This is a genomic window from Brevibacillus ginsengisoli (genome assembly GCF_050113715.1).
GTDB lineage: Bacteria > Bacillota > Bacilli > Brevibacillales > Brevibacillaceae > Brevibacillus_H > Brevibacillus_H ginsengisoli.
The window spans coordinates 34,882-59,380 of record NZ_JBNJQR010000014.1; the positions used below are offsets into that span (position 1 = coordinate 34,882).

Sequence of the window (24,499 nt, forward strand, 5' to 3'; positions counted from 1 at the left end):
TTAACTTATTTTTTCTTAGGAGCTGCTGCAACCGGTTTGCCGTCTTTACCAAGTTTAGGACGTTTAGTACCATACTTGGAACGAGCTTGCATACGGTTGTTAACACCAGCTGTGTCAAGCGCACCACGAACGATGTGGTAACGTACCCCTGGTAAGTCTTTTACACGACCACCACGAACGAGTACTACGCTATGCTCTTGCAAGTTGTGACCAATACCACCGATGTAAGCAGTTACCTCGATTCCGTTAGTCAAGCGTACACGAGCATATTTACGAAGCGCGGAGTTCGGCTTCTTAGGTGTCATAGTACCTACACGAGTACATACACCGCGTTTTTGTGGAGAGCTTTGGTTCGTTTGAGACTTCTTGAAGCTGTTGTACCCTTTTTGAAGAGCTGGGGACTTAGACTTCACGACTTTGTCTGTACGACCTTTGCGCACTAATTGATTCATTGTAGGCATTGTATTTACCTCCTTCCTTAATTCCTTCTCAAGACCACAGATCCAGGTGAGTCATAAATGGCCAAATAGAAAGTTCTTGTTTGCAAGTTACAGAGAAATTGCAACAAAAACGTGGTTAACTACTTTTTTTAATCGCAGCAATCGCTGCGCCTACATCGATGCCACATGCCTTGCCTAAGCGCCGCATGGAATCAACATAGATGACCGGCACACCCTTCTCCTTGCATAGAAGCGCGATTTTTTGAGTCAGACGTTTGTCCGCATCTTTGGCGATGAAGACTTCCTCAACCGTGTTGTTACCCACTGCTTTGGTTGTCTGATTAATCCCAATCGCTAACTCCTTCGCCCGCTCTACTTTTTCATAAGACATGTGATCATATCCTCCAAAGCAAAGTATATCAGGCACACTTGAATATAGTATCAGGTGGCTATCAGAAAGTCAACTCTATTTAAAAAAAGTTTGTAAAAATATTTGAGAGAAGACACCTCCGTGTTATGAGAGGCGTCTTCTCCTAAGCATTATTCTGCCATTGTTACGGTTTCACGAGATTCTAACTCCTGAGCATCTAACAACTCTTGTTGCTGTTCTGCTGTAAGGACTTTGGTATTGCGGTAACGAGACATACCAGTACCTGCAGGAATCAGCTTACCGATAATAACGTTCTCTTTGAGACCAAGCAAGCGGTCCACTTTTCCTTTGATCGCGGCATCAGTCAAGACACGAGTTGTCTCTTGGAAGGACGCTGCCGATAAGAAGGAATCAGTTTCCAGGGATGCTTTGGTAATACCAAGCAATACTGGGCGACCAACCGCTGGGTTTCTTCCTTCCATGAGAACTTTAGCATTGGCTTTCTCAAACTCATGGGTTTCCACGAAGGAGCCTGGCAACAGATCAGTGTCTCCGCTGTCAGCAACACGAAGTTTGCGCAGCATCTGACGGATCATAACCTCAACGTGCTTGTCGTTGATTTCTACCCCTTGCATACGGTATACCTTCTGTACCTCTTGGAGGATGTAGTTGGAAACACCGCGCAATCCGCGAACTTTGAGCATTTCCTTCGGATCAACAGAACCCTCGGTCAACTCATCACCCGCACTTACTTTTGTACCAACGGAAGTTTTTACACGGGAACCGTAAGGAACAGCATAGACTTTGTTCTCTGCTTCTCCGCGCACTTCGATTTCGCGGCGGTCTTTACCTTCACGAATATCGATAACTTCCCCGTCAATTTCAGAGATAACGGCTTGACCTTTCGGGTTACGCGCTTCAAACAACTCTTGAATACGCGGCAAACCTTGCGTGATATCGTCTCCGGCAACCCCACCGGTATGGAACGTACGCATGGTGAGCTGTGTTCCAGGTTCCCCGATGGACTGAGCGGCGATGATACCAACTGCTTCACCGATTTCAACCTCTGCGCCTGTTGCAAGGTTGCGTCCATAGCAACGTTTGCAGACACCGTGGCTGGTACGGCAAGCCAAGACATTACGGATATAAACATCTTTAATTCCGACACGAACAATCTCTTCAGCCATTTCTTCCGTAATCTCTTCGTTACGGCTAACCATGACTTCGCCTGTTTCTGGGTGGCGTACGGTTTCGAAGCACGTACGACCAGTCAAGCGATCAGACAATTTTTCGATCTCTTCCTTACCATCGCGAATTGCGCTAACGCGGATACCTTTATCGGTTCCACAATCGATATCACGTACGATTACGTCTTGCGCTACGTCAACCAGACGACGAGTCAAGTAACCGGAGTCCGCTGTACGAAGAGCCGTATCCGCCAAACCTTTACGCGCACCGTGCGTGGAGATAAAGTACTCCAATACCGTCAGACCTTCACGGAAGTTGGATTTGATTGGCAACTCAATGATTCGACCGGATGGGTTGGCCATCAGACCACGCATACCGGCGAGCTGGGTAATCTGCGATACGTTACCGCGGGCACCAGAGTTAGCCATCATGAAGATCGCGTTAAATTTATCCATCGACTTCATCAATACTTCAGTAACTTCGTCCTTCGCTTTGGACCAGATGGAGATAACACGGTCATAACGCTCGTCTTCCGTAATCAAACCACGGCGATATTGCGTTTGTACCGTTGCCACTTTCTCGTCGGCAGCCGCAAGGATTTCTTTTTTCTTTTCAGGTACAACGATGTCATGAACCGCGATGGTAATCCCTGCTTTGGTAGAGTAAGTGAAGCCCAACTCTTTAATTCGGTCCAAAATGATGGACGATTGAGTGGTTCCAAAGCGGCGGAAACATTCCGCAATGATAGTTCCCAAGAAACCTTTTTTCACAGCGGAGTTTTCAGGGATTGCCTTGATGAATTCTTTTACGTTTGTACCTTTTTCAAAAATAAAGTACTCATCAGGTACTTTGTTTGCCAAGTTATCTTTGCTCGGCGTGTTAATAAACGGCAATTCCGGCGGGAAGATTTCATTGAAGATCACTTTACCCGCAGTCGTTACCAGAAGCGCCTTCTCCTGTTCAGGTGTAAAGGACGTTTTCTTCAAGCTGCTTGCTGGCACGGCAATGCGTGTTTGCAAGTGAATGTATCCATTTTGATAAGCGGCGATCGCATCGGCAGGATCGCGGTAAACTGTACCTTCCCCTTTTGCGCCTTCGCGTTCAAGCGTCAAGTAGTAGGAACCGAGAACCATGTCCTGAGATGGCGTAACAACCGGCTTACCGTCTTTCGGGTTCAAGATGTTCTGAGCAGCGAGCATCAGGATACGCGCTTCTGCTTGAGCTTCTGCAGAGAGCGGTACGTGAACCGCCATTTGGTCACCGTCGAAGTCAGCGTTATACGCTGTACAAACGAGTGGGTGCAAACGGATTGCACGTCCTTCAACAAGCACTGGTTCAAATGCCTGGATACCCAAACGGTGAAGGGTAGGGGCACGGTTTAACAGAACTGGATGTTCACGGATTACTTCCTCCAAAACATCCCAAACTTCTGGTTGAACGCGCTCTACTTTGCGTTTCGCGCTCTTGATGTTGTGCGCCAATCCTTTGGACACCAGTTCCTTCATAACAAACGGCTTGAAAAGTTCCAGAGCCATTTCTTTTGGTAAACCACATTGGTAAATCTTCAGGTTTGGACCTACGACGATAACAGAACGACCAGAGTAGTCAACACGTTTACCGAGTAAGTTCTGACGGAAACGACCTTGTTTACCTTTGAGCATATGGCTCAAAGATTTGAGCGGACGGTTACCAGGACCTGTTACAGGGCGACCACGGCGGCCGTTATCGATCAACGCGTCTACCGCTTCTTGCAGCATGCGTTTTTCATTTTGCACGATAATGTCTGGTGCACCCAGTTCAAGCAGGCGCTTCAAACGGTTGTTACGGTTAATGACACGGCGATACAAATCGTTCAAGTCGGAAGTAGCAAAACGTCCGCCATCCAATTGAACCATTGGACGAAGTTCTGGTGGAATAACCGGCAGAACATCCATGATCATCCAATCAGGACGGTTGCCAGAGTTACGGAACGCCTCCAACACTTCCAATCGTTTGATCGCACGGTTACGGCGTTGTCCTTGAGCCGTTTTGAGCTCTTCTTTCAAAAACTCTACTTCTTTATCCAAATCGATTTCAGCAAGCAAACGCTTAATTGCTTCTGCCCCCATCATCGCTTGGAAAGAATAGCCGTACTTCTCACGATAGTTGCGGTATTCTTTTTCGGAAAGAAGTTGCTTCTTATCAAGCGGGGTATCTCCTGCATCCGTTACCACATAGGATGCGAAGTAGATAACTTCTTCCAAGGAACGAGGGGACATGTCAAGAACAAGTCCCATACGGCTTGGAATCCCTTTGAAATACCAGATGTGAGACACTGGCGCTGCCAATTCGATATGACCCATACGTTCACGACGAACTTTGGCGCGAGTTACTTCAACTCCGCATCGGTCACAAACTACGCCTTTGTAACGAACACGTTTGTACTTACCGCAATGACACTCCCAGTCCTTCGTTGGACCGAAGATACGCTCGCAGAACAAACCGTCTTTTTCCGGTTTGAGTGTACGGTAGTTAATGGTTTCTGGCTTTTTCACTTCACCAAAAGACCAAGAACGAATTTTTTCTGGGGAAGCCAGACCAATCTTCATGTATTCAAAATTATTCACGTCTATCACAGGGCGTTACCTCCCTTTGTACCGGAATCTTACTCTTCGTCCAAGCCTCCGCCTTCAAGCACGAGATTCAGCTTTTCGCCTGTACCTTCGTCCTCGTCGTCGGTTTCGCGCATCTCAATTTCTTTCTCATCCCCAGAGAGGATCTTCACGTCCATACCTAAGCTTTGCAATTCCTTAATCAATACCTTGAAGGATTCAGGAACGCCTGGTTCTGGTACGTTCTCACCTTTGACGATCGCTTCGTATGTTTTCACACGACCCACAACGTCATCGGATTTCACTGTGAGAATCTCTTGAAGTGTATAGGCAGCTCCGTATGCTTCAAGCGCCCAAACCTCCATCTCCCCGAAACGCTGTCCACCGAATTGAGCTTTACCACCCAACGGCTGCTGCGTAACAAGCGAGTACGGTCCAGTGGAACGAGCATGGATTTTATCGTCAACCAAGTGAGCCAGTTTGAGCATATACACGCAACCAACGGTTACACGGCGGTCAAACGGTTCTCCGGTACGACCATCAAACAAAATGGTTTTTCCATCACGATCAAGTCCTGCTTCATCCAGTGTCTTAAACACATCTTCTTGACGAGCTCCGTCAAAAACTGGTGTCGCAACATGAATGCCCAGCATCTTCGCTGCCATACCCAAGTGTGTTTCCAACACCTGACCGATGTTCATACGCGACGGTACGCCCAACGGGTTCAAGACGATCTCAACAGGGGAGCCATCTGGCAAGAATGGCATATCTTCTTCCGCCATGATACGAGCAACTACCCCTTTGTTACCATGACGACCCGCCATTTTATCCCCTACAGAGATTTTGCGTTTTTGTGCAATGTAGACACGAACCAATTGGTTAACACCTGGAGGCAATTCATCGCCGTTTTCACGTGTAAATACTTTCACGTCTACGATGATACCGGAGCCACCATGCGGTACACGCAAGGAGGTATCACGCACTTCACGAGCTTTTTCACCGAAGATCGCATGCAAGAGGCGCTCTTCAGCTGTCAGTTCCGTTACACCTTTAGGCGTAACTTTACCAACAAGGATATCTCCATCCTGAATCTCTGCACCGACACGGATAATTCCGCGTTCATCCAGGTTCTTCAATGCGTCTTCGCCCACATTCGGGATATCACGCGTGATTTCTTCTGGACCCAGCTTGGTGTCACGAGCTTCAGATTCGTACTCTTCAATGTGAATGGAAGTATACACATCGTCTTTTACCAGTTTCTCACTTAGAAGGATCGCATCCTCGTAGTTGTAACCTTCCCACGTCATGAAGGAAACAATTACGTTACGTCCAAGAGCCAATTCGCCCTTCTCTGTAGATGGTCCATCACCAATGATATCACCTGGTACGATCCAATCGCCTTTTTTCACAATTGGACGTTGGTTGATACAAGTTCCTTGGTTGGAACGGATAAACTTGTGCAGCTTGTATTTATCCAAATCTCCGGCTACTTTCTTGCCATCGATTTCTTTATAACGGCGCACGCGAATTTCACGAGCGGATACATGTTCGACTTGACCAGGCCATTTTGCAACAACGGCAACACCTGAGTCTTGAGCGGCTTTATGTTCCATTCCCGTTCCTACAAACGGAGCTTGCGGAATCAAGAGTGGTACCGCTTGACGCTGCATGTTGGAACCCATGAGCGCACGGTTAGCGTCATCGTTTTCGAGGAATGGAATCAATGCTGTCGCAACAGATACGACCTGTTTCGGTGATACGTCCATAAAGTCGACCTTATCGCGTGGAACAAATAAGTTCTCACCTTTACGACGGCAGAGAACCATCTCGTTAACGAAATATCCGTTATCATCCAATGGTTGGTTTGCCTGAGCAACGTTGAACACGTCTTCTTCATCAGCAGTCAAGTAGTCTATATCGAGCAATACTTGGCCTGTTTCTGCATCTACTCGACGACGAGGAGTCTCGATGAAGCCATAGTCGTTAATTCGAGCAAACGAAGACAAGGAGTTGATCAAACCGATGTTTGGACCCTCCGGCGTCTCGATTGGACACATACGTCCATAGTGAGAGTGGTGAACGTCGCGGACTTCGAAACCAGCGCGCTCACGAGTCAAACCACCAGGACCCAGTGCGGAGAGACGGCGCTTATGCGTAAGCTCAGCCAACGGATTGGTTTGATCCATGAACTGAGACAACTGAGAGCTTCCAAAGAACTCTTTGATTGCCGCAATAACAGGACGAATGTTAATTAATGCTTGCGGTGTGATTTGATTTTGGTCTTGAATGGACATACGTTCACGAACAACACGCTCCATACGAGACAAACCGATACGGAATTGGTTTTGCAACAATTCCCCTACAGAACGCAAACGACGGTTACCCAAGTGGTCGATATCGTCTGTTGTTCCTACACCATGCAGCAAGTCAACGAAATAGTTAATGGACGCTACGATATCAGCAGGTGTGATATGTTTTACGTTTTTATCGATTTGTCCATTACCGATAACCTTGATAATCTTGCCTTCCTCAATTGGAGAGAAGATGTTAATGGATTGTAGGTGGATTGCTTCCTCTTCAAGAACGCCGCCATGTGTACGAACGTCAACGAAGCCAACACTTTCTTCTAACGCTGGCAAGATACGGTCCAGTAAGCGGCGATCAATGATTTGACCTGCTTCTGCGATAATTTCACCTGTACGAGTATCCACCAGGGTTTCAGCTAGGCGTTGGTTATACAATCTATTTTTAATATGAAGTTTCTTGTTCATTTTGTAACGACCAACAGACGCCAGATCGTAGCGTTTTGGATCGAAGAAACGAGAAACCAATAGGCTCTTCGCATTATCGATTGTTGGCGGTTCACCTGGACGAAGACGCTCATAAATCTCGATCAACGCTTTCTCCGTAGAGTCCGTGTTGTCTTTTTCAAGAGAGTTCTTTACGTATTCATCTTCACCCAACAGGTTAAGGATATCTACATCCGAACCAAATCCAAGCGCACGCAGAAGTACCGTTACCGGAATCTTACGGGTACGGTCAATTCGAACATAGATAATATCTTTGGCGTCCGTTTCGAGCTCCAACCATGCACCACGATTCGGGATGACTGTTGCTGTAAACGTCTGCTTGCCGTTCTTATCTACTTTCGTGTTATAGTAAACACTAGGGGAACGAACAAGCTGACTTACAATGACACGCTCTGCCCCGTTGATAATGAAGGTACCTGTCTCAGTCATCAGTGGGAAATCTCCCATGAATACCTCTTGTTCCTTCACTTCGCCAGTCTCTTTGTTGAAAAGACGCACTTTTACGCGCAGAGGAGCCGCGTAAGTAACATCGCGCTCTTTGGATTCGTCTACGTCGTACTTGGGCTCACCCAAACTATAATCAATGAACTCCAACACAAGATTTCCAGTAAAGTCTTGAATCGGCGAAATATCTTGGAACATCTCGCGAAGACCTTCGTCTAAAAACCATTGGTAGGATTTTTGCTGAATCTCAATCAAATTTGGTAGACCCAGCACTTCGTTAATACGAGAATACGTACGACGCTGGCGGTGTCGGCCGCTTTGAATCAGTTTTCCTGCCAACTCATTCACCCCTCATGTTTGTGTTACTACACACTTCGTTTTTCACACAAAAATAAAAATGGGTTAGTGGTAACCTCATTTTTAAGCAATAAATCTCTATTCTAAAAGAATTCCCATATTCTTACACCTGCATTCCTCCCTTACTTAAAAAAGAAAAAAACAGGTTGACAAATTAGGAATTTCTTAAATTAGACAATGAACCCATATTGACATTTTATAATGCTATCACAAGCGAAAATTAACGTCAAGAGAGATTTTATATTATTTTCTTTGCGCGGAAAATGAAGTATCCTTTACTACGTTCTACCTCTTCCACTTCCTGATAGACCTCTTGCAGCTTTTTCAGTGCAGAAGGCGCACCTTGCTTCTTCTGAATAACCACCCACATCTCGCCGCCGTCCTCCAACAAATCATATCCTTCATTAAAAATCCGATGGACAATTTCTTTCCCCGCACGAATCGGTGGATTGGTGAGTATACAATCAAACTTTCTGCTTTTCACAGCTTCATATACATCACTAACGAGAAGTTCCACATTTCGGATGTGATTAAGCTCTGCATTTTCTCGCGCAAGAGCAACAGCCCGTTCATTGACATCAATCATCGTTACTTTTCCTTGAGAGGCTAGTTTCGCGGCAGTCAGACCCATCGGCCCGTACCCGCAGCCAACATCAAGAATCTTGGCATGTTCTTGAAATTGCATCGTTTCGATTAAAAGCACACTTCCAAAGTCTATGCGCTCGCGAGAAAATACACCCGAATCCGTTTGAAACTGAAGCGTAAACCCGCGCAGGTCAAAAGTAAATCGTTGAATGTCATGGGGAGTATCCGGACGGTTGGTGTAGTAGTGATTCGTCAATGCTTGCACACCTTTCAAACAGGAGTTAGATAGAGGATAGAAAGAAACCCCCTGTCATGCGACAAGGGGATTTCTTCATATGAAGAAGGTAATTACTTAACTTCAACTTGTGCGCCAGCTTCTTCAAGCTTAGCTTTAAGCGCTTCTGCTTCATCTTTAGAAACGCCTTCTTTAAGAGTTTTTGGAGCGTTGTCAACGAGGTCTTTTGCTTCTTTCAAGCCGAGGCCAGTAAGTTCGCGAACCACTTTGATAACGTTGATTTTGGAAGCTCCACCGCTAACGAGGTTAACAGTGAATTCAGTTTGCTCAGCAGCAGCTTCACCAGCACCACCAGCAACTACAGCTACAGGAGCAGCAGCAGTAACACCGAATTCTTCTTCAATTGCTTTAACAAGATCGTTCAATTCAAGAACGGACATACCTTTAATGGCTTCTAAGATTTGCTCTTTGCTCATTTTGTAATCCTCCTATTCGTTTATACAGATTAGGCGCCTTGGCCTTCTTTTTGTTCTGCCACAGCTTTAACAGCAAGGGCGAAGTTGCGAGCTGGTGCTTGAAGTACGCTGAGAAGCATGGACAACAAGCCTTCGCGGGATGGTAGGGAAGCAAGTGTTTGAATTTCTTCAGCACTTACTACTTTACCTTCGATTACGCCACCTTTGATTTCGAGCTTGTCATTCTTCTTAGCGAAGTTAGCCAAAATCTTAGCAGGCGCGATCAAATCGTCTTTACTTGTTGCGATTGCGTTTGGTCCAAGAAGATATTGGTCTAATTCAGACAATCCCTCTTGTGCAGTAGCCAGACGAGCCAAAGAGTTTTTGTAAACTTTGAACTCAACACCAGCTTCACGCAATTGTTTACGAAGTTCAGTAACTTGCGCAACAGTCAAACCACGGTAATCAGCAACTACTGTTGTTTGGCTTTCACGCAATTTAGTCGCGATGTTGCTAACCACTTGAACTTTTTCTTCACGAATTACGGTTGGACGAATTTCTGCCATTGTTACACCTCCCGTGCTTAAATCCTTAGACCATTATTCAAGTTCGTGTTCACTCACCCGAACAGTGCTCCAAGCCTGAAAAATAGAGAATGCCCTCGCAGACAAACGAGGGCATTCATATCCGATTCAGAACACAGGGTTCCTATCATCTAATCATAGGCCTCGGAGGGATTTTAAGCAGGTCTTGTACAAGACGCTGCACCTTCTGTCTACGGCAAAGCATTGTTTATTTAATCAACGTGTTCTATCATATCAACTTCCCAAGGGGAAATCAAGTGTTATTATTTTACAGCTACACGAACACCAGGGCCCATAGTAGAGCTGATAGATACATTTTTCATGTAAACACCTTTAGCTGCTGCTGGTTTCGCACGGTTAAGAGCGTCAGTCAATGCAGCAAGGTTTTCTGCCAATTTTTCAGTATCAAAAGATACTTTACCAATTGGAGCGTGGATGTTACCAGCTTTGTCAACACGGTACTCGATTTTACCAGCTTTGATTTCATTCACAGCTTTGGTTACGTCGAAAGTAACTGTACCTGTTTTAGGGTTTGGCATGAGGCCTTTAGGACCGAGTACACGACCCAATTTACCTACTTCACCCATCATATCCGGAGTAGCTACGATTACGTCAAACTCGAACCAGCCACCTTGGATTTTTGCGATCATATCGGATTCGCCTACGAAATCAGCGCCAGCAGCTTCTGCTTCTTTTGCTTTTTCCCCTTTAGCGAATACAAGTACGCGTTGTACTTTACCAGTTCCGTTAGGCAGTACTACTGCACCGCGGATTTGTTGGTCAGCACGTTTAGGGTCTACACCCAAACGGAATGCTGCTTCAACAGTTTCGTCGAATTTAGCTTTCGCAGATTGTTTAACGAGCTCAAGACCCTCTTGAACTTCATAAACTTTTGTCTTATCGACAAGCTTTTGAGCTTCTTGATATTTTTTACCGTGTTTCGGCATGATTCAATCTCCCTTCAATGTGGTCGTAGCGGTTTAATCCTCCCACAGTACAGGGATACCATAGCGTATCCCTGCAACGGAACAACAAGCGACAGACAATTAGTCTTCGATCACGATACCCATGGAACGAGCAGTACCTTCAACCATGCGCATAGCTGCTTCAACATCAGCTGCGTTCAGGTCAGGACGTTTCAATTCCGCGATTTCGCGAACTTTATCACGCTTCAAAGTAGCAACTTTAGTCTTGTTCGGTACACCAGAACCAGACTCAATACCAGCAGCCTTTTTCAAGAGAATTGCTGCAGGTGGAGTTTTCGTGATGAAAGTGAAGGAACGATCTTCAAATACAGTAATTTCTACTGGAATGATCATACCAGCTTCGCTTTCAGTACGAGCATTAAACTCTTTGCAGAAGCCCATGATATTAACACCAGCTTGACCGAGAGCCGGACCTACTGGAGGTGCAGGGTTCGCTTTACCTGCTGGGATTTGTAGTTTAATTACGCGGATAACCTTCTTAGCCACGTAAGACACCTCCTTCAACGAATGTGGTTATGCGGGGGATTACCCCCTCCCACTTTCCAGAAAGTCTTATGTAAAAGACCTCTATTAAACAGTGAGAGTACGGGAACCGCAATGTATTACTGCAGATTCCAGAACCAAATTGAAATGTATCACATCAAATGATATTTTTCAAGATGATTCCTAATCCAATTTATCAACTTGCGTAAAGTCTAGCTCCACTGGGGTTTCACGCCCAAAGATATCGACAAGTACGCGAACTTTTTGTTTGTCTGGTTGAATCTCGATGATCTCTCCGGCACGGCCTGCAAAGGGACCTTCCTTTACTCGGACCATATCGCGCAGAGCAAAATCGACCTTGATTTTCGGTGCTTCGATCCCCATTTGGCGAAGAATCGCTTCTGCTTCTCCAGGAAGCAGCGCTGTCGGCTTAGAACCGGCTCCTGTGGATCCGAAAAAGCCAGTCACTCCAGGGGTATTCCGCACGACATACCAAGAATCGTCGGTCATCACCATCTCAACAAGGACGTAACCTGGAAACACCTTTTTCGTAACGGTGCGCTTCTTCCCGTCTTTCGTTTCAATTTCTTCTTCAGTCGGTACTAAAACGCGGAAGATCTTGTCTTCCATACCCATCGATTCAACGCGTTTTTCCAGATTGGTTTTCACCTTGTTTTCATACCCAGAGTAAGTATGAACTACATACCACGCTTTTTCCATATCCACAAGGACGTTAATCCGTCCGTCCCTCCCAGGTTTCGAATATTACTTACCCAAAATCAGATCGATCAAGCGAGAGATGCCCAAGTCGATCACAAAGAAGAATATCGCCAACAGAATCACAGTAACAACAACTACAGATGTGTAGTTTAACAACTCTTTGCGATTCGGCCAACGAACTTTCTTCAACTCAGACCAAACGTCACCAAAGAAGTCACCTGTCCGGCGAAATCCGGATCCAATTCTCGAAAGGAAACTCATAGTGCCACCCCCAGAATGGTTGCTTCCACCATTACTTCGTTTCGCGATGGACAGTTTGTTTCTTGTCACGGGAGCAGTACTTTTTCAGTTCGATGCGTTCTGAATTCGTACGTTTGTTCTTGGTGGAGATATAGTTACGTTCACCGCATTCAGTGCACGCTAATGTAATATTTACTCGCATCATTGCCACCTCCATCTCATCTCATACCTATTTTAAAAAAGAGAATACAAAAAATCACACAGAAAAAACCGCTACTTTTTTTCGTGTCGATTCCAAAGAAGTAACCATAGAATCAGTTCTATGGCCACTTAAATAATTTATCATATCCCACACTTTTGTGTCAACAAAACATCTTGACAAATTATACATATATCGTTCTACGCTTCTAGGAAAACCTGTCACAATATCCAGAAATCAGCTTAGCTATAAATAAAAATAACGGATGAGACAGGAGTTTTCTCCTTTAGCAAGAATCTAACTATAACACAATTTAATCAGGTTGATCAATCAAACAAACTTAATCTATGCGAAAATAAAAAAGAGAGAGTCTCTGCCGCTACAGATTAATCTCTCTTCCTTCTAAATACCGCTCCAATTTGCGTTTCACCCGTTGCAGGGCATTGTCTATCGATTTGACGTGACGTTTGAGGTCGACGGCGATTTGCTGATAGGACCGACCATCCAGATAGAGCATCAAGACTTGTCGTTCCAAATCACTCAAAATCTCACTCATCTTTCCTTCAATATCATCAAACTCTTCGCGATTGATAAACAATTCTTCCGGATCTGTCACCTTGGTTCCGCAAATCACATCCAGCAAGGTGCGATCAGAATCTTCGTCATAGATAGGTTTGTCCAACGAAACATAAGAATTTAGCGGAATATGCTTTTGGCGGGTTGCTGTCTTAATTGCGGTAATAATCTGTCGAGTAATACACAATTCGGCAAACGCCTTGAACGATGTCAGCTTATCCCCTCGAAAATCGCGAATCGACTTGTACAGCCCGATCATTCCCTCTTGTACAATGTCTTCACGGTCTGCTCCGATCAAAAAATAAGAACGAGCCTTTGCTCGCACAAAGTTCTTATATTTGTTAATCAGATACTCTAGGGCTTCGGCGTCGTTGTCTCTGACCAGGTCTACTACTTCTTCATCGGACATCAGGTCGTATTGTGTATGCTGTTTTATCGGCTGTTCCTTGAGATCAACACTCACCTTCATCCCTCCGAAACTCACTTTCCATGCTATCAATAATTATACAGACCCCATAAAAAAGCGTCAACCAATCTGCCGTTTATTCCCTTCGCCATTTTTCGAATATTTTCGCTATTTCATCATTGAGGGGAATTCGTGATGTAAAGCGAGTTTCATTTGTCTCTTTCACTTTTTCTACGATTTCCTTCCCCGCGCTTTCGATTTCTAACAACAACTCCCGCGCAGACTTGCGCAAAGCTCCCTGACCAAATATCACTCGTTGAGAAGTATAATCCGACGTCGCCACGTAAATTTGTCGATTTTTCTCGTAAAACTCGTGAACAAGCTTCTCAATTCTCTCGTCTGCCGTCTCTTTTTCTTTGGTAAAGAAAATCTCGATCTGGTAATCGCTTTGTTTCCGGCCAATGCCTGGAACGGTATAAGCGTCAAAGACGACAATCACTTGGATCCCTGAGAAGCTTTGATAGTCCGCAAGTTTGGAAATCAGCAAATCCCGCGCTTCGTCCATCCGGTCCTGATCCTTCAAAACGCGTAAATCAGGCCAGGCGCCGATGATATTATAGCCATCGACAATCAGCAGCTGTTTTGCCTTTTTCCGTGACATTCTACTTCACCCGAGCCGGGAGAGGACTTCGCGCGCGATACACTTCGTACATCAACAAGGCAGCCGCTACAGATGCGTTCAAGGAAGTAACTTGTCCAACCATCGGCAAACTGAACAGGAAGTCACAGTTGTCCCGAACCAATCGACTGATTCCCTTCCCCTCGCTTCCGATTACCAGTGCAAGCGGCATGGTGAAATCGCCTTCACGGAAATCCTGTTTCGCGGAAGCATCAGTACCCGCAACCCAAACCCCTTGTTCCTTCAAATCCTCGATGGTTCTGACAATATTGGTAACTCGGGCAACCGGCACATATTCAATCGCTCCCGCCGATGCTTTGGCAACCGTTGCCGTTAAACTGACCGATCGTCTCTTGGGAATAATCACACCATGCGCTCCCACCGCATCGGCGGTACGCAATATCGAGCCGAGATTATGAGGATCTTCCAACTCATCGAGAATGAGCAAGAAGGGAACTTCATTCTTCTCTTGGGCTCGGGCAAGGATATCTTCAACTTCCACGTAATCATACGCGGCAACGGATGCGATTACGCCCTGATGGTTATCCGTTCCTGACAATTGGTCCAGCTTCTTGCGATTAGCCGTCGTCACGATGACCCCATTATCCTTGGCTAAACCAAAAATTGGGCCCATCTGGTTCTTGTTGGCGCCTTCCGCAATCCAAATCTTGTTAATCGTTCGACCCGATCGTAGAGCTTCAATCACCGGATTCTTACCGACAATCCATTCTTCACTCATACTTCTTGAACCCCTTCCACAATCTCAAATGCTTGTAACATGATTTCCGCAATACGTTCCTCTTCCCCTTGCAGGTACAAGTAGCCGATTAAAGCCTCGAGGGCTGTCGCGTGTCGATAGTCAATAATATCCGCATTCTTGGCAACGGAGCCAGATTTGGCATTCCGGCCCCGCTTCACTACGGATTGTTCTTCTTCGGTCAAAGTCGGCATCAGGTTTAAGAGAATATTGGCCTGCGCCTTGGCTGACACGTATCGTTTCGCTTCTTTATGCAGGTGATTAGGCTTAACCAGTCCACGAGCGATAAGATGATAGCGAACACAATGCGTATACGTAGCATCCCCAAGAAACGCCCAAGCTAAGGGATTGGATTGTTTGGGATCACGAGTCAATTCTTCTTTTATCATCACCATTACTCCTTATTTACGGCGCCAGCGGATTCCTTGCGGAGTATCTTCAAGAATGATGCCCTTCTCTTGCAGCAGATCCCGAATTTCATCAGCTCTTGCAAAATTACGCGCTTTGCGCGCTTCCGTCCGTTCAACGATGAGTTGTTCAATTTCTTCATCAAGCAGATCGGCGGTTGGTTCCTCGAGGATCAAACCAAGTACCTGACTTAATTCCAAGAGCAAAGCAGCATACGCTTTGAGTACCTCTGCCCCCACATTCGGATAGCGAAGATAGAGATTTGCTTCTTTGGCGGTATCAAACAACACCGTAATGGCATTCGCCGTATTGAAGTCATCGTCCATCTCTTGAATGAAACGATTACGCAAGTCCTCAATGATCTGTTTCTGTTCCTCTCCCACACCATTCGGTTCATCTTCACGAGCTGTTCCTTGGCGATGATTGATGTTGGCGAACGCCGTCTTGATGCGATCCAGTCCGTTAGCCGCTTGCTCAAGCAAATCATCACTAAAGTTGATTGGACTGCGATAATGACCGGTTAACAAGAAGAAGCGAATCAGCTGTCCACCATAGTGTGCCACCAAGTCCTTGAGTAACAAGAAATTCCCCTTGGACTTCGACATTTTCTCATTATTGAGATTCAGCATGGCATTATGCATCCAATAACGAGAGAATGGTTTGCCTGTCAAGCATTCGGATTGTGCGATCTCATTCTCGTGGTGAGGGAATACCAGGTCAGTTCCACCCGCATGAATGTCAATGGAGTCCCCTAAGAATTTCAGGGCCATTGCGGAGCACTCGATGTGCCAACCTGGACGTCCTTGACCCCATGGGCTATCCCAGGAGATCTCGCCTTCTTTGGCAGCCTTCCAGAGTGCGAAGTCGATCGGGTTCTCTTTTTTCTCGCTCACCTCGATGCGTGCACCCGCCAGTAAATCATCCAGCGGCTGGTGGGAGAGCTTGCCGTATTCGTTGAAGCGGCCTGTACGGAAGTAAACGTCCCCTTCGCTTTCATAGGCAAACCCCTTCTCAATCAATCCCTCCACGAACGAGATAATCTCCGGCATAGTTTGCATGACGCGCGGTTGGATATCCGGCAATTTCACATTTAAGGACTGCAGATCACGATTATAGCCTTCTGTATATCGGTCAGCCACTTCACGAACCGTTGTTCCTTCCGCATTGGCTACCCGAATCAGCTTATCATCTACATCTGTAATATTTTGCACAAACGTGACATCATATCCGCGGTACTCCAAGTATCGTTTCACGGTATCAAAAACAATCGCCGGACGAGCGTTTCCAATGTGAATATAATTATAAACAGTTGGACCGCACACATACATTTTTACTTTGCCCGGCTCAATCGTGACAAAATCTTCTTTACTTCGAGTCAACGTATTATATAACTGTATGCTCATTGTTCTTTCTTTCCTCCCTTACTTGGTTCAACTCATGACGAAGTTGTTCGATCTCTTTCTGCATCTGACGCAACATATCGGCTGTTGGGTCAGGCATATTACAGTGGTCAAAATCAGCCGTGACACGCTTGCCGTCCTGAACCACGATTTTACCTGGAATTCCAACTACCGTCGAATTCGACGGAACCTCTTGAAGTACGACAGAACCAGCCCCGATTTTACTGTTATCGCCAATTTTGAACGAACCCAAAACTTTTGCTCCTGAAGCAATGATGACATTGCTGCCAATTGTCGGGTGACGCTTCCCTTTTTCTTTTCCCGTTCCCCCAAGTGTAACGCCCTGATAGATCGTGACGTTGTCTCCGATCTCACACGTTTCACCGATCACGACTCCGGCCCCATGATCGATAAAAAGCTTATTGCCAATCCTAGCACCCGGATGAATTTCGATTAAGGTGAAGAACCGAGCTGTTTGTGAAACAATCCGCGCTAACATAAACCAACCATTTTTCCACAGCTTATGAGCTATCCTGTGTCCCCATATCGCATGCAGTCCCGCATAGGTAAGTATGACCTCAAGCTTACTGCGCGCAGCAGGGTCACGTTCAAATACAGCTTCTATATCATCTCTAAAAGTTTGCCACATGAAAATGACCCTCCTTCTAAGGTTAACCCCTAATCGGCAATATAAAAACACCGCCTCTATTGCCTACATCATATAGGCACAGAGACGGTGTAAACCGCGGTTCCACTCTGCTTAAGTCACACAAATGTGACCTCGCTCGTTTCCCAATAACGGTGGGGTCCCGGCCACTCCTTACTTAGCATGGTAAATCCATGTGTTCAGGGGGCTGCTCCCAGGTGCATTTCGGAAGGTTGTGCTAGACGACTTTCACCATTGTCATCCTCTCTGAAAGACACAGTCCCTTCTTACTTCTCCTGTTCTACGCGTTCTATTTCATTTATTCGTTAACAATTTTATCTAAATTGTTCAAGACTCGTTCAATCCGCGCAAACACCTGTTCACGACCGATCAAGAAGAGCGATTGTCCCAGGTCACGTCCGTGCGCTTGACCCGTAATCGCGACACGAACTGGCATGAAAAGAGCTTTTCCTTTGTGTCCAGTTTCTTTTTGAACGGCCTTTAAGGAAGCATTAATGACTTCTACAGTATATTCTGACGCTGCTTCAAGGTGTTTCTTGAAGGCATCGAGAACAACTGGAACTTGTTCTTCTTTCAATACATCCTTCGCTTCTTCATCGTACACTACTTCATCCAGGAAGAAAAGAGCGGACAAAGGAACGATCTGCGCGCAATAGGACATTTGTTCCTGATAAAGCGCCACAATACCACGTACACGATCAAGTGTAGCTTCGGAAGGATTCTCTTCTACAAAGCCTGCCTTCTGCAGATGCGGCAAGCAGAGTTCAAAAATATCTTCAACCGGACGTTGCTTGATATAGTGGTTGTTCATCCAGTTCATCTTCGTGGTATCGAAAACGGCTGGCGATTTGTTCACACGGTCAAATGAGAAGAGGTCGATCAGCTTCTCTTTGGAGAAAATCTCTTCTTCCCCACCTGGAGACCAGCCCAGAAGAACAAGGAAGTTCACAATCGCTTCAGGCAAGAAGCCTAAATCGCGATACTGTTCAATAAACTGAAGGATGCTCTCATCGCGCTTACTCATTTTCTTGCCATCTTGATTCAAGATCAACGCCAAGTGAGCAAATTGCGGCGGCTCCCAACCAAACGCTTCGTAGATCATCAGCTGACGAGGCGTATTGGAGAGATGCTCTTCCCCACGCGCAACATGGGAAATCTTCATGAGATAATCGTCAATGACAACCGCAAAGTTATACGTTGGAATTCCGTCAGGACGGCAGATTACGAAGTCTCCCATTTCCTTGGATTCAAATGTTACCTGTCCACGGATCATATCGTTTACCACATACGTACGATCATCCGGTACAAGGAAATGAATCGCTGGAACACGTCCTTCCGATTCGTATTGCGCTTTTTGCTCAGGGGTTACCGTACGGTGCTTTTCAGCAATGCGCGGAGTCTCACCACGAGCGACTTGCTCTTCACGCTCCGCATCCAATTCTTCTTTGGACGCATAGCAGTAATAAGCTTTGCCTTCTTCAAGCAGCTGGTCTAAATATTTTCGGAAAATGTCCAGACGTTCCATCTGTCTGTATGGCGCGTATGGGCCCCCGATGTCATCGCCTTCATCCCATTCCACTCCAAGCCACTTCAGGTTCTCCATCTGTTTCTCAGCCGCGTTCTCTACGTTGCGGATTTGGTCTGTATCTTCAATACGTACGATGAATTGTCCACCGTTGCGTCGTGCGTACAAATAATTAAATAATGCCGTACGCGCTCCCCCGATATGCAAATGTCCTGTTGGACTTGGCGCGTACCGCAAACGAAACTCGTTAGCCATGATGACACCATCCTTAATTATTCTTTATCCATATGTATACATGTCATACATGATACACCTTCGTTTATACCTTGACAAGCAAGCATACAGCCTGTGCGGCAATCCCTTCACCGCGTCCGGTAAAGCCTAATTTTTCTGTCGTTGTCGCTTTCAAATTCACTTGGGACAACTCTTCTGCATCCAGCGCCTTGGCAATGATCTCCCTCATCTGCGGGATGTGAGGCGCCATTTTGGGAGCTTGAGCGATGATGGTCGCGTCCACATTGCCCAGCTTGTAGCCTTTGTTCTTCACAATTCCCCACACATGATGCAGAAGCTTCAGACTGTCTGCGTCTTTAAACGCTGGATCGGTATCCGGAAAATGCCTGCCAATATCGCCCTCCCCAATCGCTCCCAGAATCGCATCGGCAATGGTATGCAGTAATACATCAGCATCGGAGTGCCCTAACAACCCTTTGTCATAAGGAATCGTGACCCCTCCGATAATCAGTGGACGCCCCTCAACCAGTTGATGAACGTCGAAACCTTGTCCTACTCGCATCATAAGTACCTACTCCCGTTCTTTTCTTTTCCGTAAGATTTCTTCTCCGAACCACAAATCGTCCGGCGTGGTGATTTTGATATTCTCATAACTCCCCATGATCACACTGACGGGTTGACCCAGCCATTCCACCAGCATGGCATCATCGGTTCCCAACTGATTCGTTTCATTAGCCTTCTGATGGGCTTCCTTCAGCAGTGACAAACGGAATGCCTGTGGAGTTTGTACCGAGTACAGGCTTTGTCGTTCAGGCGTGGATTGAACGATACCGGCCTGATTGACCACTTTGATGGTATCCTTGACGGGTACAGCCATTACGGTCGCCTGGTCGAATCGAACCTGTGTGATAATCGCTTGAATTTGTTCGTCCGTAATAAACGGTCTTGCTCCATCATGAACCAATACGTATTCAATAGAATCGGATAATTTATGAAGTCCTGACCTTACGCTATCTTGTCGCTCGGCACCGCCAATCGTAACCTTGATCCTGTCCTGATACGGGACGGTAGTCAGCCAGTTTAGGACTTCTTGATAATCCAGTTCACTTACGACCAGAATCGTCTCCTTAATTAGAGGATGTGTGGCAAAACGTTCAACGGTATGTGCCAAGATTGACTTCCCCGCAAGCGAGAGCCAAAGCTTGTTGCCGTTTGCCCCCATCCGTTTGCCCGAACCAGCCGCTACGATTACAGCACCAATACTCACTAAAATCCTCTCCATTAATTGCAATTCTACAGCTTACGCCTATTGTACCACTGAGAGAATCCACGGCCTAGACGAGTAGCCGTGAAAAGAAAAGCGGCATCCTCCCCACTGTTGCAGCGGGAAGAATGCCTGCCTTCGCGAACCTATAATGCTTTTTCCAGAAGCTTCGGCTTGGCAAAAATCATTCGTCCCGCCGATGTTTGAAGTACACTCGTTACCAATACTTCAATATCTGATCCGATGTACTCACGACCGCCTTCAACGACGATCATCGTTCCGTCATCGAGATACGCCACACCTTGGCCGTATTCCTTACCGTCTTTGATCACTTGGACTGTCATTTCTTCTCCAGGCAACACAACTGGTTTCACGGCGTTGGCCAAATCGTTAATATTCAACACAGGAACACCCTGAAGTTCACATACTTTATTCAGGTTGAAGTCGTTGGTGACAACCTTCCCGTTTAATACTTTGGCCAGCTTGATCAGCTTGCTGTCCACCTCAGCCACATCTTCAAAGTCGCCTTCCCAGATTTGCACCTTGACCTTCAATTCCTTCTGGATCTTGTTGAGAATATCAAGTCCTCGGCGTCCTCTGTTGCGTTTGAGTATATCGGAAGAATCGGCAATATGCTGCAGCTCCTCCAAAACAAAGCCCGGAATCACCAAAGCTCCTTCAATAAATCCTGTTCGACAGATATCTGCGATGCGACCATCAATGATGACGCTTGTATCCAAAATTTTATGTTCCACGTTTGCCGCAATACCGCCAGCCTCTTTCTTCGCTTTGTCTTTACGACCAATGGAGAAGAGAGCCATAATTTCGTCGCGTTTGCGGAATCCCACCTGAAATCCCAGGTAACCAAGTAAGCAAGAAACAATCAGTGGCAAGAAGTTTCCCAGTACCGGAATTTTAATACTGTTGATGGGCAGGAATAATAAAAAGGCTACAATAAGTCCAATAATCAATCCCATCGCACCGAACATCACATCTGTAATGGGTAACTTCAGCAGAGTTTCTTCTCCCCAGCGAATGGTGCGTACGACGTAATCAACCACCCATTTCGAAATCAGGAAAAAGAGCAATGCTCCCAAAACAGCGCCAACATACTCAACTCCTTGAAATTCACCAAAATTCAACAGAGAGTTGAGAAGATGAAACAGATCAGGTCCAAAATGAAATCCTAATCCGCCACCTACAATGACAAAAAATACTTGAAACACTCGGTTTAACATGGTTTCACCTCCTTTTATTAATATAGACAGATGCTCTCCAGAAAAAACCTGTTACATAAGAAAGTCTGAAATTGTTTCATACTTAATCCCCACTATATCAAATATTTTTTTGTTGTGTCAAATGAGCACAAGATTTTACCACAACAGACAAATCCTAGTCAACAAAAACGCAACTTAGTCTCAATTTTTTAAATTTGACAGCCTAAAACACCGCTTCGTATAATAATGAAAAATACGTTAAAATATTCTGACAAAATCTCAAACCATCCCTATTCCGAGGTGATTTCATTGGATAAAAACTTACTGGACGATTTTCAAGATCAAGTCGCTGATTTGTTGATCCGCCATAGAAGCATTCTAGACGTGATTTCCAAAACGCAAGAAGCCACTTCCCGAATTAACCGAGCGATTACCAAAGCCGTAACCGAATGTGGCTGCATTCAGGTAAACGGAAAAAAACAATCCTATGATGATAACAAAAACTTAAACGAGAACCGGGACTTGCTTCACACGCATTTGGATGGGCAGCTTTGTGAACACTGCCATGAGGTTCTCGTCGCCGAGCTGGGTAAAAATTTCTTTTATCTTGCCGCACTCTGTAACACTGTAGATATTCAATTAACGGACGTATTAAAACGAGAATCAGAACGCCTAAACACCCTTGGCGTATTTAATCTATCCTAGAGAATTTGTGCCTATACGTATATAAGTACGAACGAGCAACAAAAAAAGTTGCAAGACAATGCAAAAACCCGCTGAAAAAATCAGCGGGTTTCTTTATTACTCCATAGCTTATTCAAAAGGGAGTGAATTATCTTCTTTTGCGTTCCCTTTTTTAAATTTTCTTATCAAAATCTCAACGTTTTTTTTTATTCCATATAAAGCATAAAGCGCTAACGGCAAGAAGACGATTTTCGGGAACTGCTGAGGGAATTTCAAAGCTACGATAAGGACAACAGCCACGATAACTGGTGTAATCCAATACGCTGCTTTAGGGATACCCACCTTTTTAAAATTTGGATATTTGATCTTCGAAACCATGAGGAAGGCCAGTACCAGCATTCCAAAAGCAAGTGAACCTAACGGAAAGAAATTATGGTATAACGCAAGTGTTGCTAGAACGCCACCAGCTGCTGTGATTGGCAGCCCGATAAAGTAGCCCGGCACTCCGGCTTGAACATTAAATCGAGCAAGGCGCAAGGCGCCGCAAATCGGGAAAACAGCTGTAATAAAGATTCCGATCAATTGCAATTCATTTAGAGACACAACATACATAATAAACGCTGGAGCGACTCCAAATGTAATGACATCCGACAAGGAGTCCAACTCTTTGCCAAATTCGCTTTGCACATTTAACAAACGAGCGACGCGCCCATCTAATCCATCCAACAACATGCCGACAATGACGGTGATCGCTGCATAATCTACGTATTGATTCCCTTGAAATGCGAGGATAATGGCTACGATCCCCAGAAATAGATTGCCTACAGTCAGCATATTCGGTAATGCTTTTACCAGCATAAGTACCTCCTGCTTTCTACCGCTATTTTTGGGTAATGACTTAATACTAGTGAATCTAAATGTGTCTGTCAATGAACAACTGCTCCTGGATTCGCTTGAGCCCGTCCTTAATCGCTCTGGCCCGAACCTCTCCAATGCCGTCTACCTCATCCAATTCTTCAATAGTCGCAAGCATGATTTGTGGCAGAGCACGGAAATGTTCCACCAGATTGGTAATGACTCCAGCTGGAAGACGAGTGACTTTATTCAAGATCCGGTAACCTCGAGGAGAAACTGGCTCTTCTAAAGGATTCGTGTTCACTGTATAGCCCAAATAGTGGACGAGCGATTCTGTTACTAGTAGTTCATCGGAAGTTAATTTTTTTAATTCCATAAGGACACGGTGAGGGTCAATTTCCTGATCACGACTGTAATCCCGGATCAGCATAACCGCTTCCTCTTCAACATTGCCGACCAGCTCTTCCATTTGCATGCTGATCAGTCTTCCTTCTGTCCCTAATTCATTAATATACTTGATGATTTCTGTTTTTATCCGTAAAACCATCTCGATTCTCTGCATGACCAGCACAACCTCATGGATTGTAACCAGCTCTTCAAACTCAAGCGCTCCTAAATTCGTCAGGGCTTGATCCAACACAGATTTGTATTTCTCCAGCGTTTGCAGAGCCTGATTGGCCTTCGTAAGAATGACACCGATATCTCTCAGTACATAGCGATTATTCCCACGATAAAGGGTAATCACATTGCGCCGCTGAGAAATGGCTATCACTAAATGATTGGTCTGCTTCGCCGTTCGTTCCGCTGTTCGATGCCTTGTCCCCGTTTCTTTTGACATAATGGTTGACGGGGGAATCAACTGGGTATTGGCGTACAGAATCTTTTTGGCGTCTTCACTTACTATAATCGCCCCATCCATCTTCGCTAATTCATATAAATTGGCGGGAGTAAACTCACAATTGATGGAAAAGCCGCCATCAACAATACTTTTCATGTCTGGTCCGTATCCAACGACGATCAGCGCACCTGTTTTGGCTCGCAAAATGTTCTCCAGACCTTCGCGCAACACAGTACCAGGAGCAACGAAACGAAGAACGTCAGCAAGTTGCGATTCTTTTTTTGTTGTTTCGATCGACATTT

25 protein-coding genes and 2 other annotated features are annotated in these 24,499 nt (G+C 45.6%); of the genes, 1 reads left to right on the plus strand and 24 read right to left on the minus strand.

From position 1 onward, the window contains the following. Positions 1 to 5: 5 nt before the first annotated feature. The 22 genes from rpsL to ACQCN2_RS22755 form a co-directional block, all read right to left on the minus strand. Positions 6 to 461, minus strand: a complete 456-nt coding sequence (gene rpsL, locus ACQCN2_RS22650; RefSeq protein WP_426931238.1) for a 30S ribosomal protein S12 — start codon at positions 459 to 461, stop codon at positions 6 to 8. Between the two features lie 115 nt (positions 462 to 576). Beyond that, positions 577 to 831, minus strand: a complete 255-nt coding sequence (locus tag ACQCN2_RS22655) for a 50S ribosomal protein L7ae-like protein (RefSeq protein ID WP_426931239.1) — start codon at positions 829 to 831, stop codon at positions 577 to 579. A gap of 149 nt (positions 832 to 980) precedes the next feature. Beyond that, positions 981 to 4,613, minus strand: a complete 3,633-nt coding sequence (gene rpoC / locus ACQCN2_RS22660; protein WP_426931240.1) for a DNA-directed RNA polymerase subunit beta' — start codon at positions 4,611 to 4,613, stop codon at positions 981 to 983. Positions 4,614 to 4,642: 29 nt separating this feature from the next. Further along, positions 4,643 to 8,182 (minus strand): DNA-directed RNA polymerase subunit beta, encoded by a 3,540-nt coding sequence (gene rpoB / locus ACQCN2_RS22665; RefSeq protein WP_426931241.1) that lies wholly within the window; start codon positions 8,180 to 8,182, stop codon positions 4,643 to 4,645. A 256-nt stretch (positions 8,183 to 8,438) separates the two neighbouring features. After that, a complete protein-coding gene (locus tag ACQCN2_RS22670; protein WP_426931242.1) occupies positions 8,439 to 9,041 on the minus strand; it encodes a class I SAM-dependent methyltransferase in 603 nt (200 codons plus the stop codon). Between the two features lie 92 nt (positions 9,042 to 9,133). After that, a complete protein-coding gene (rplL, locus tag ACQCN2_RS22675) occupies positions 9,134 to 9,496 on the minus strand; it encodes a 50S ribosomal protein L7/L12 (RefSeq protein WP_426931243.1) in 363 nt (120 codons plus the stop codon). Between the two features lie 29 nt (positions 9,497 to 9,525). After that, entirely contained in the window at positions 9,526 to 10,041 is a 516-nt protein-coding gene (gene rplJ / locus ACQCN2_RS22680; protein ID WP_426931244.1) for a 50S ribosomal protein L10, read from the minus strand. Positions 10,042 to 10,115: 74 nt separating this feature from the next. After that, positions 10,116 to 10,274 (minus strand) — a sequence feature (ribosomal protein L10 leader region). Positions 10,275 to 10,322: 48 nt separating this feature from the next. After that, positions 10,323 to 11,006 carry a 50S ribosomal protein L1 gene (gene rplA / locus ACQCN2_RS22685; protein ID WP_426931245.1) on the minus strand — a complete coding sequence of 228 codons (684 nt, stop codon included), beginning with the start codon at positions 11,004 to 11,006 and terminating at the stop codon, positions 10,323 to 10,325. Between the two features lie 99 nt (positions 11,007 to 11,105). Further along, entirely contained in the window at positions 11,106 to 11,531 is a 426-nt protein-coding gene (rplK, locus tag ACQCN2_RS22690) for a 50S ribosomal protein L11 (protein ID WP_426931246.1), read from the minus strand. Between the two features lie 180 nt (positions 11,532 to 11,711). Beyond that, entirely contained in the window at positions 11,712 to 12,248 is a 537-nt protein-coding gene (gene nusG, locus ACQCN2_RS22695) for a transcription termination/antitermination protein NusG (RefSeq protein WP_426931270.1), read from the minus strand. Positions 12,249 to 12,293: 45 nt separating this feature from the next. After that, entirely contained in the window at positions 12,294 to 12,509 is a 216-nt protein-coding gene (gene secE, locus ACQCN2_RS22700) for a preprotein translocase subunit SecE (protein ID WP_426931247.1), read from the minus strand. A gap of 31 nt (positions 12,510 to 12,540) precedes the next feature. Continuing rightward, complete coding sequence (gene rpmG, locus ACQCN2_RS22705; protein WP_426931248.1) at positions 12,541 to 12,693, minus strand: 50S ribosomal protein L33; 153 nt, start codon at positions 12,691 to 12,693, stop codon at positions 12,541 to 12,543. A gap of 373 nt (positions 12,694 to 13,066) precedes the next feature. Next, positions 13,067 to 13,726, minus strand: coding sequence for an RNA polymerase sporulation sigma factor SigH (gene sigH, locus ACQCN2_RS22710; protein WP_426931249.1), 660 nt, complete (start codon positions 13,724 to 13,726; stop codon positions 13,067 to 13,069). 79 nt (positions 13,727 to 13,805) lie between these two features. After that, positions 13,806 to 14,330, minus strand: coding sequence for an NYN domain-containing protein (locus ACQCN2_RS22715; RefSeq protein WP_426931250.1), 525 nt, complete (start codon positions 14,328 to 14,330; stop codon positions 13,806 to 13,808). Position 14,331: 1 nt separating this feature from the next. Beyond that, a complete protein-coding gene (gene rlmB / locus ACQCN2_RS22720; protein ID WP_426931251.1) occupies positions 14,332 to 15,087 on the minus strand; it encodes a 23S rRNA (guanosine(2251)-2'-O)-methyltransferase RlmB in 756 nt (251 codons plus the stop codon). After that, the gene (locus ACQCN2_RS22725; RefSeq protein ID WP_426931252.1) at positions 15,084 to 15,494 is read right to left on the minus strand and encodes a Mini-ribonuclease 3; all 411 of its coding nucleotides are present in this window, start codon (positions 15,492 to 15,494) and stop codon (positions 15,084 to 15,086) included. Before ACQCN2_RS22725 ends, rlmB begins: the two co-directional genes overlap by 4 nt. A gap of 12 nt (positions 15,495 to 15,506) precedes the next feature. Next, positions 15,507 to 16,916, minus strand: coding sequence for a cysteine--tRNA ligase (cysS, locus tag ACQCN2_RS22730; RefSeq protein WP_426931253.1), 1,410 nt, complete (start codon positions 16,914 to 16,916; stop codon positions 15,507 to 15,509). Next, positions 16,897 to 17,562 (minus strand): serine O-acetyltransferase, encoded by a 666-nt coding sequence (gene cysE / locus ACQCN2_RS22735; RefSeq protein WP_426931254.1) that lies wholly within the window; start codon positions 17,560 to 17,562, stop codon positions 16,897 to 16,899. Before cysE ends, cysS begins: the two co-directional genes overlap by 20 nt. Before the next feature lie 77 nt (positions 17,563 to 17,639). After that, positions 17,640 to 17,872, minus strand: a binding site (T-box leader). A gap of 6 nt (positions 17,873 to 17,878) precedes the next feature. Beyond that, a complete protein-coding gene (gltX, locus tag ACQCN2_RS22740; RefSeq protein WP_426931255.1) occupies positions 17,879 to 19,360 on the minus strand; it encodes a glutamate--tRNA ligase in 1,482 nt (493 codons plus the stop codon). A gap of 64 nt (positions 19,361 to 19,424) precedes the next feature. Next, positions 19,425 to 19,904, minus strand: a complete 480-nt coding sequence (ispF, locus tag ACQCN2_RS22745; RefSeq protein WP_426931256.1) for a 2-C-methyl-D-erythritol 2,4-cyclodiphosphate synthase — start codon at positions 19,902 to 19,904, stop codon at positions 19,425 to 19,427. Between the two features lie 6 nt (positions 19,905 to 19,910). After that, complete coding sequence (gene ispD / locus ACQCN2_RS22750; protein WP_426931257.1) at positions 19,911 to 20,606, minus strand: 2-C-methyl-D-erythritol 4-phosphate cytidylyltransferase; 696 nt, start codon at positions 20,604 to 20,606, stop codon at positions 19,911 to 19,913. 143 nt (positions 20,607 to 20,749) lie between these two features. Then, on the minus strand, positions 20,750 to 21,841 hold the full coding sequence (locus ACQCN2_RS22755; protein ID WP_426931258.1) for a PIN/TRAM domain-containing protein: 1,092 nt from the start codon (positions 21,839 to 21,841) through the stop codon (positions 20,750 to 20,752). 288 nt (positions 21,842 to 22,129) lie between these two features. Here ACQCN2_RS22755 and ACQCN2_RS22760 point away from each other — a divergent pair, with 288 nt between their 5' ends. Then, positions 22,130 to 22,525: a DUF1573 domain-containing protein gene (locus tag ACQCN2_RS22760; protein ID WP_426931259.1), complete on the plus strand. Its 396-nt coding sequence runs from the start codon at positions 22,130 to 22,132 to the stop codon at positions 22,523 to 22,525. Positions 22,526 to 22,633: 108 nt separating this feature from the next. On the opposite strand, the gene pssA is transcribed toward ACQCN2_RS22760, so the two are convergent. Continuing rightward, positions 22,634 to 23,362 (minus strand): CDP-diacylglycerol--serine O-phosphatidyltransferase, encoded by a 729-nt coding sequence (gene pssA / locus ACQCN2_RS22765; RefSeq protein ID WP_426931260.1) that lies wholly within the window; start codon positions 23,360 to 23,362, stop codon positions 22,634 to 22,636. A 55-nt stretch (positions 23,363 to 23,417) separates the two neighbouring features. Continuing rightward, complete coding sequence (gene disA / locus ACQCN2_RS22770) at positions 23,418 to 24,497, minus strand: DNA integrity scanning diadenylate cyclase DisA (RefSeq protein ID WP_426931261.1); 1,080 nt, start codon at positions 24,495 to 24,497, stop codon at positions 23,418 to 23,420. Positions 24,498 to 24,499: the final 2 nt, after the last annotated feature.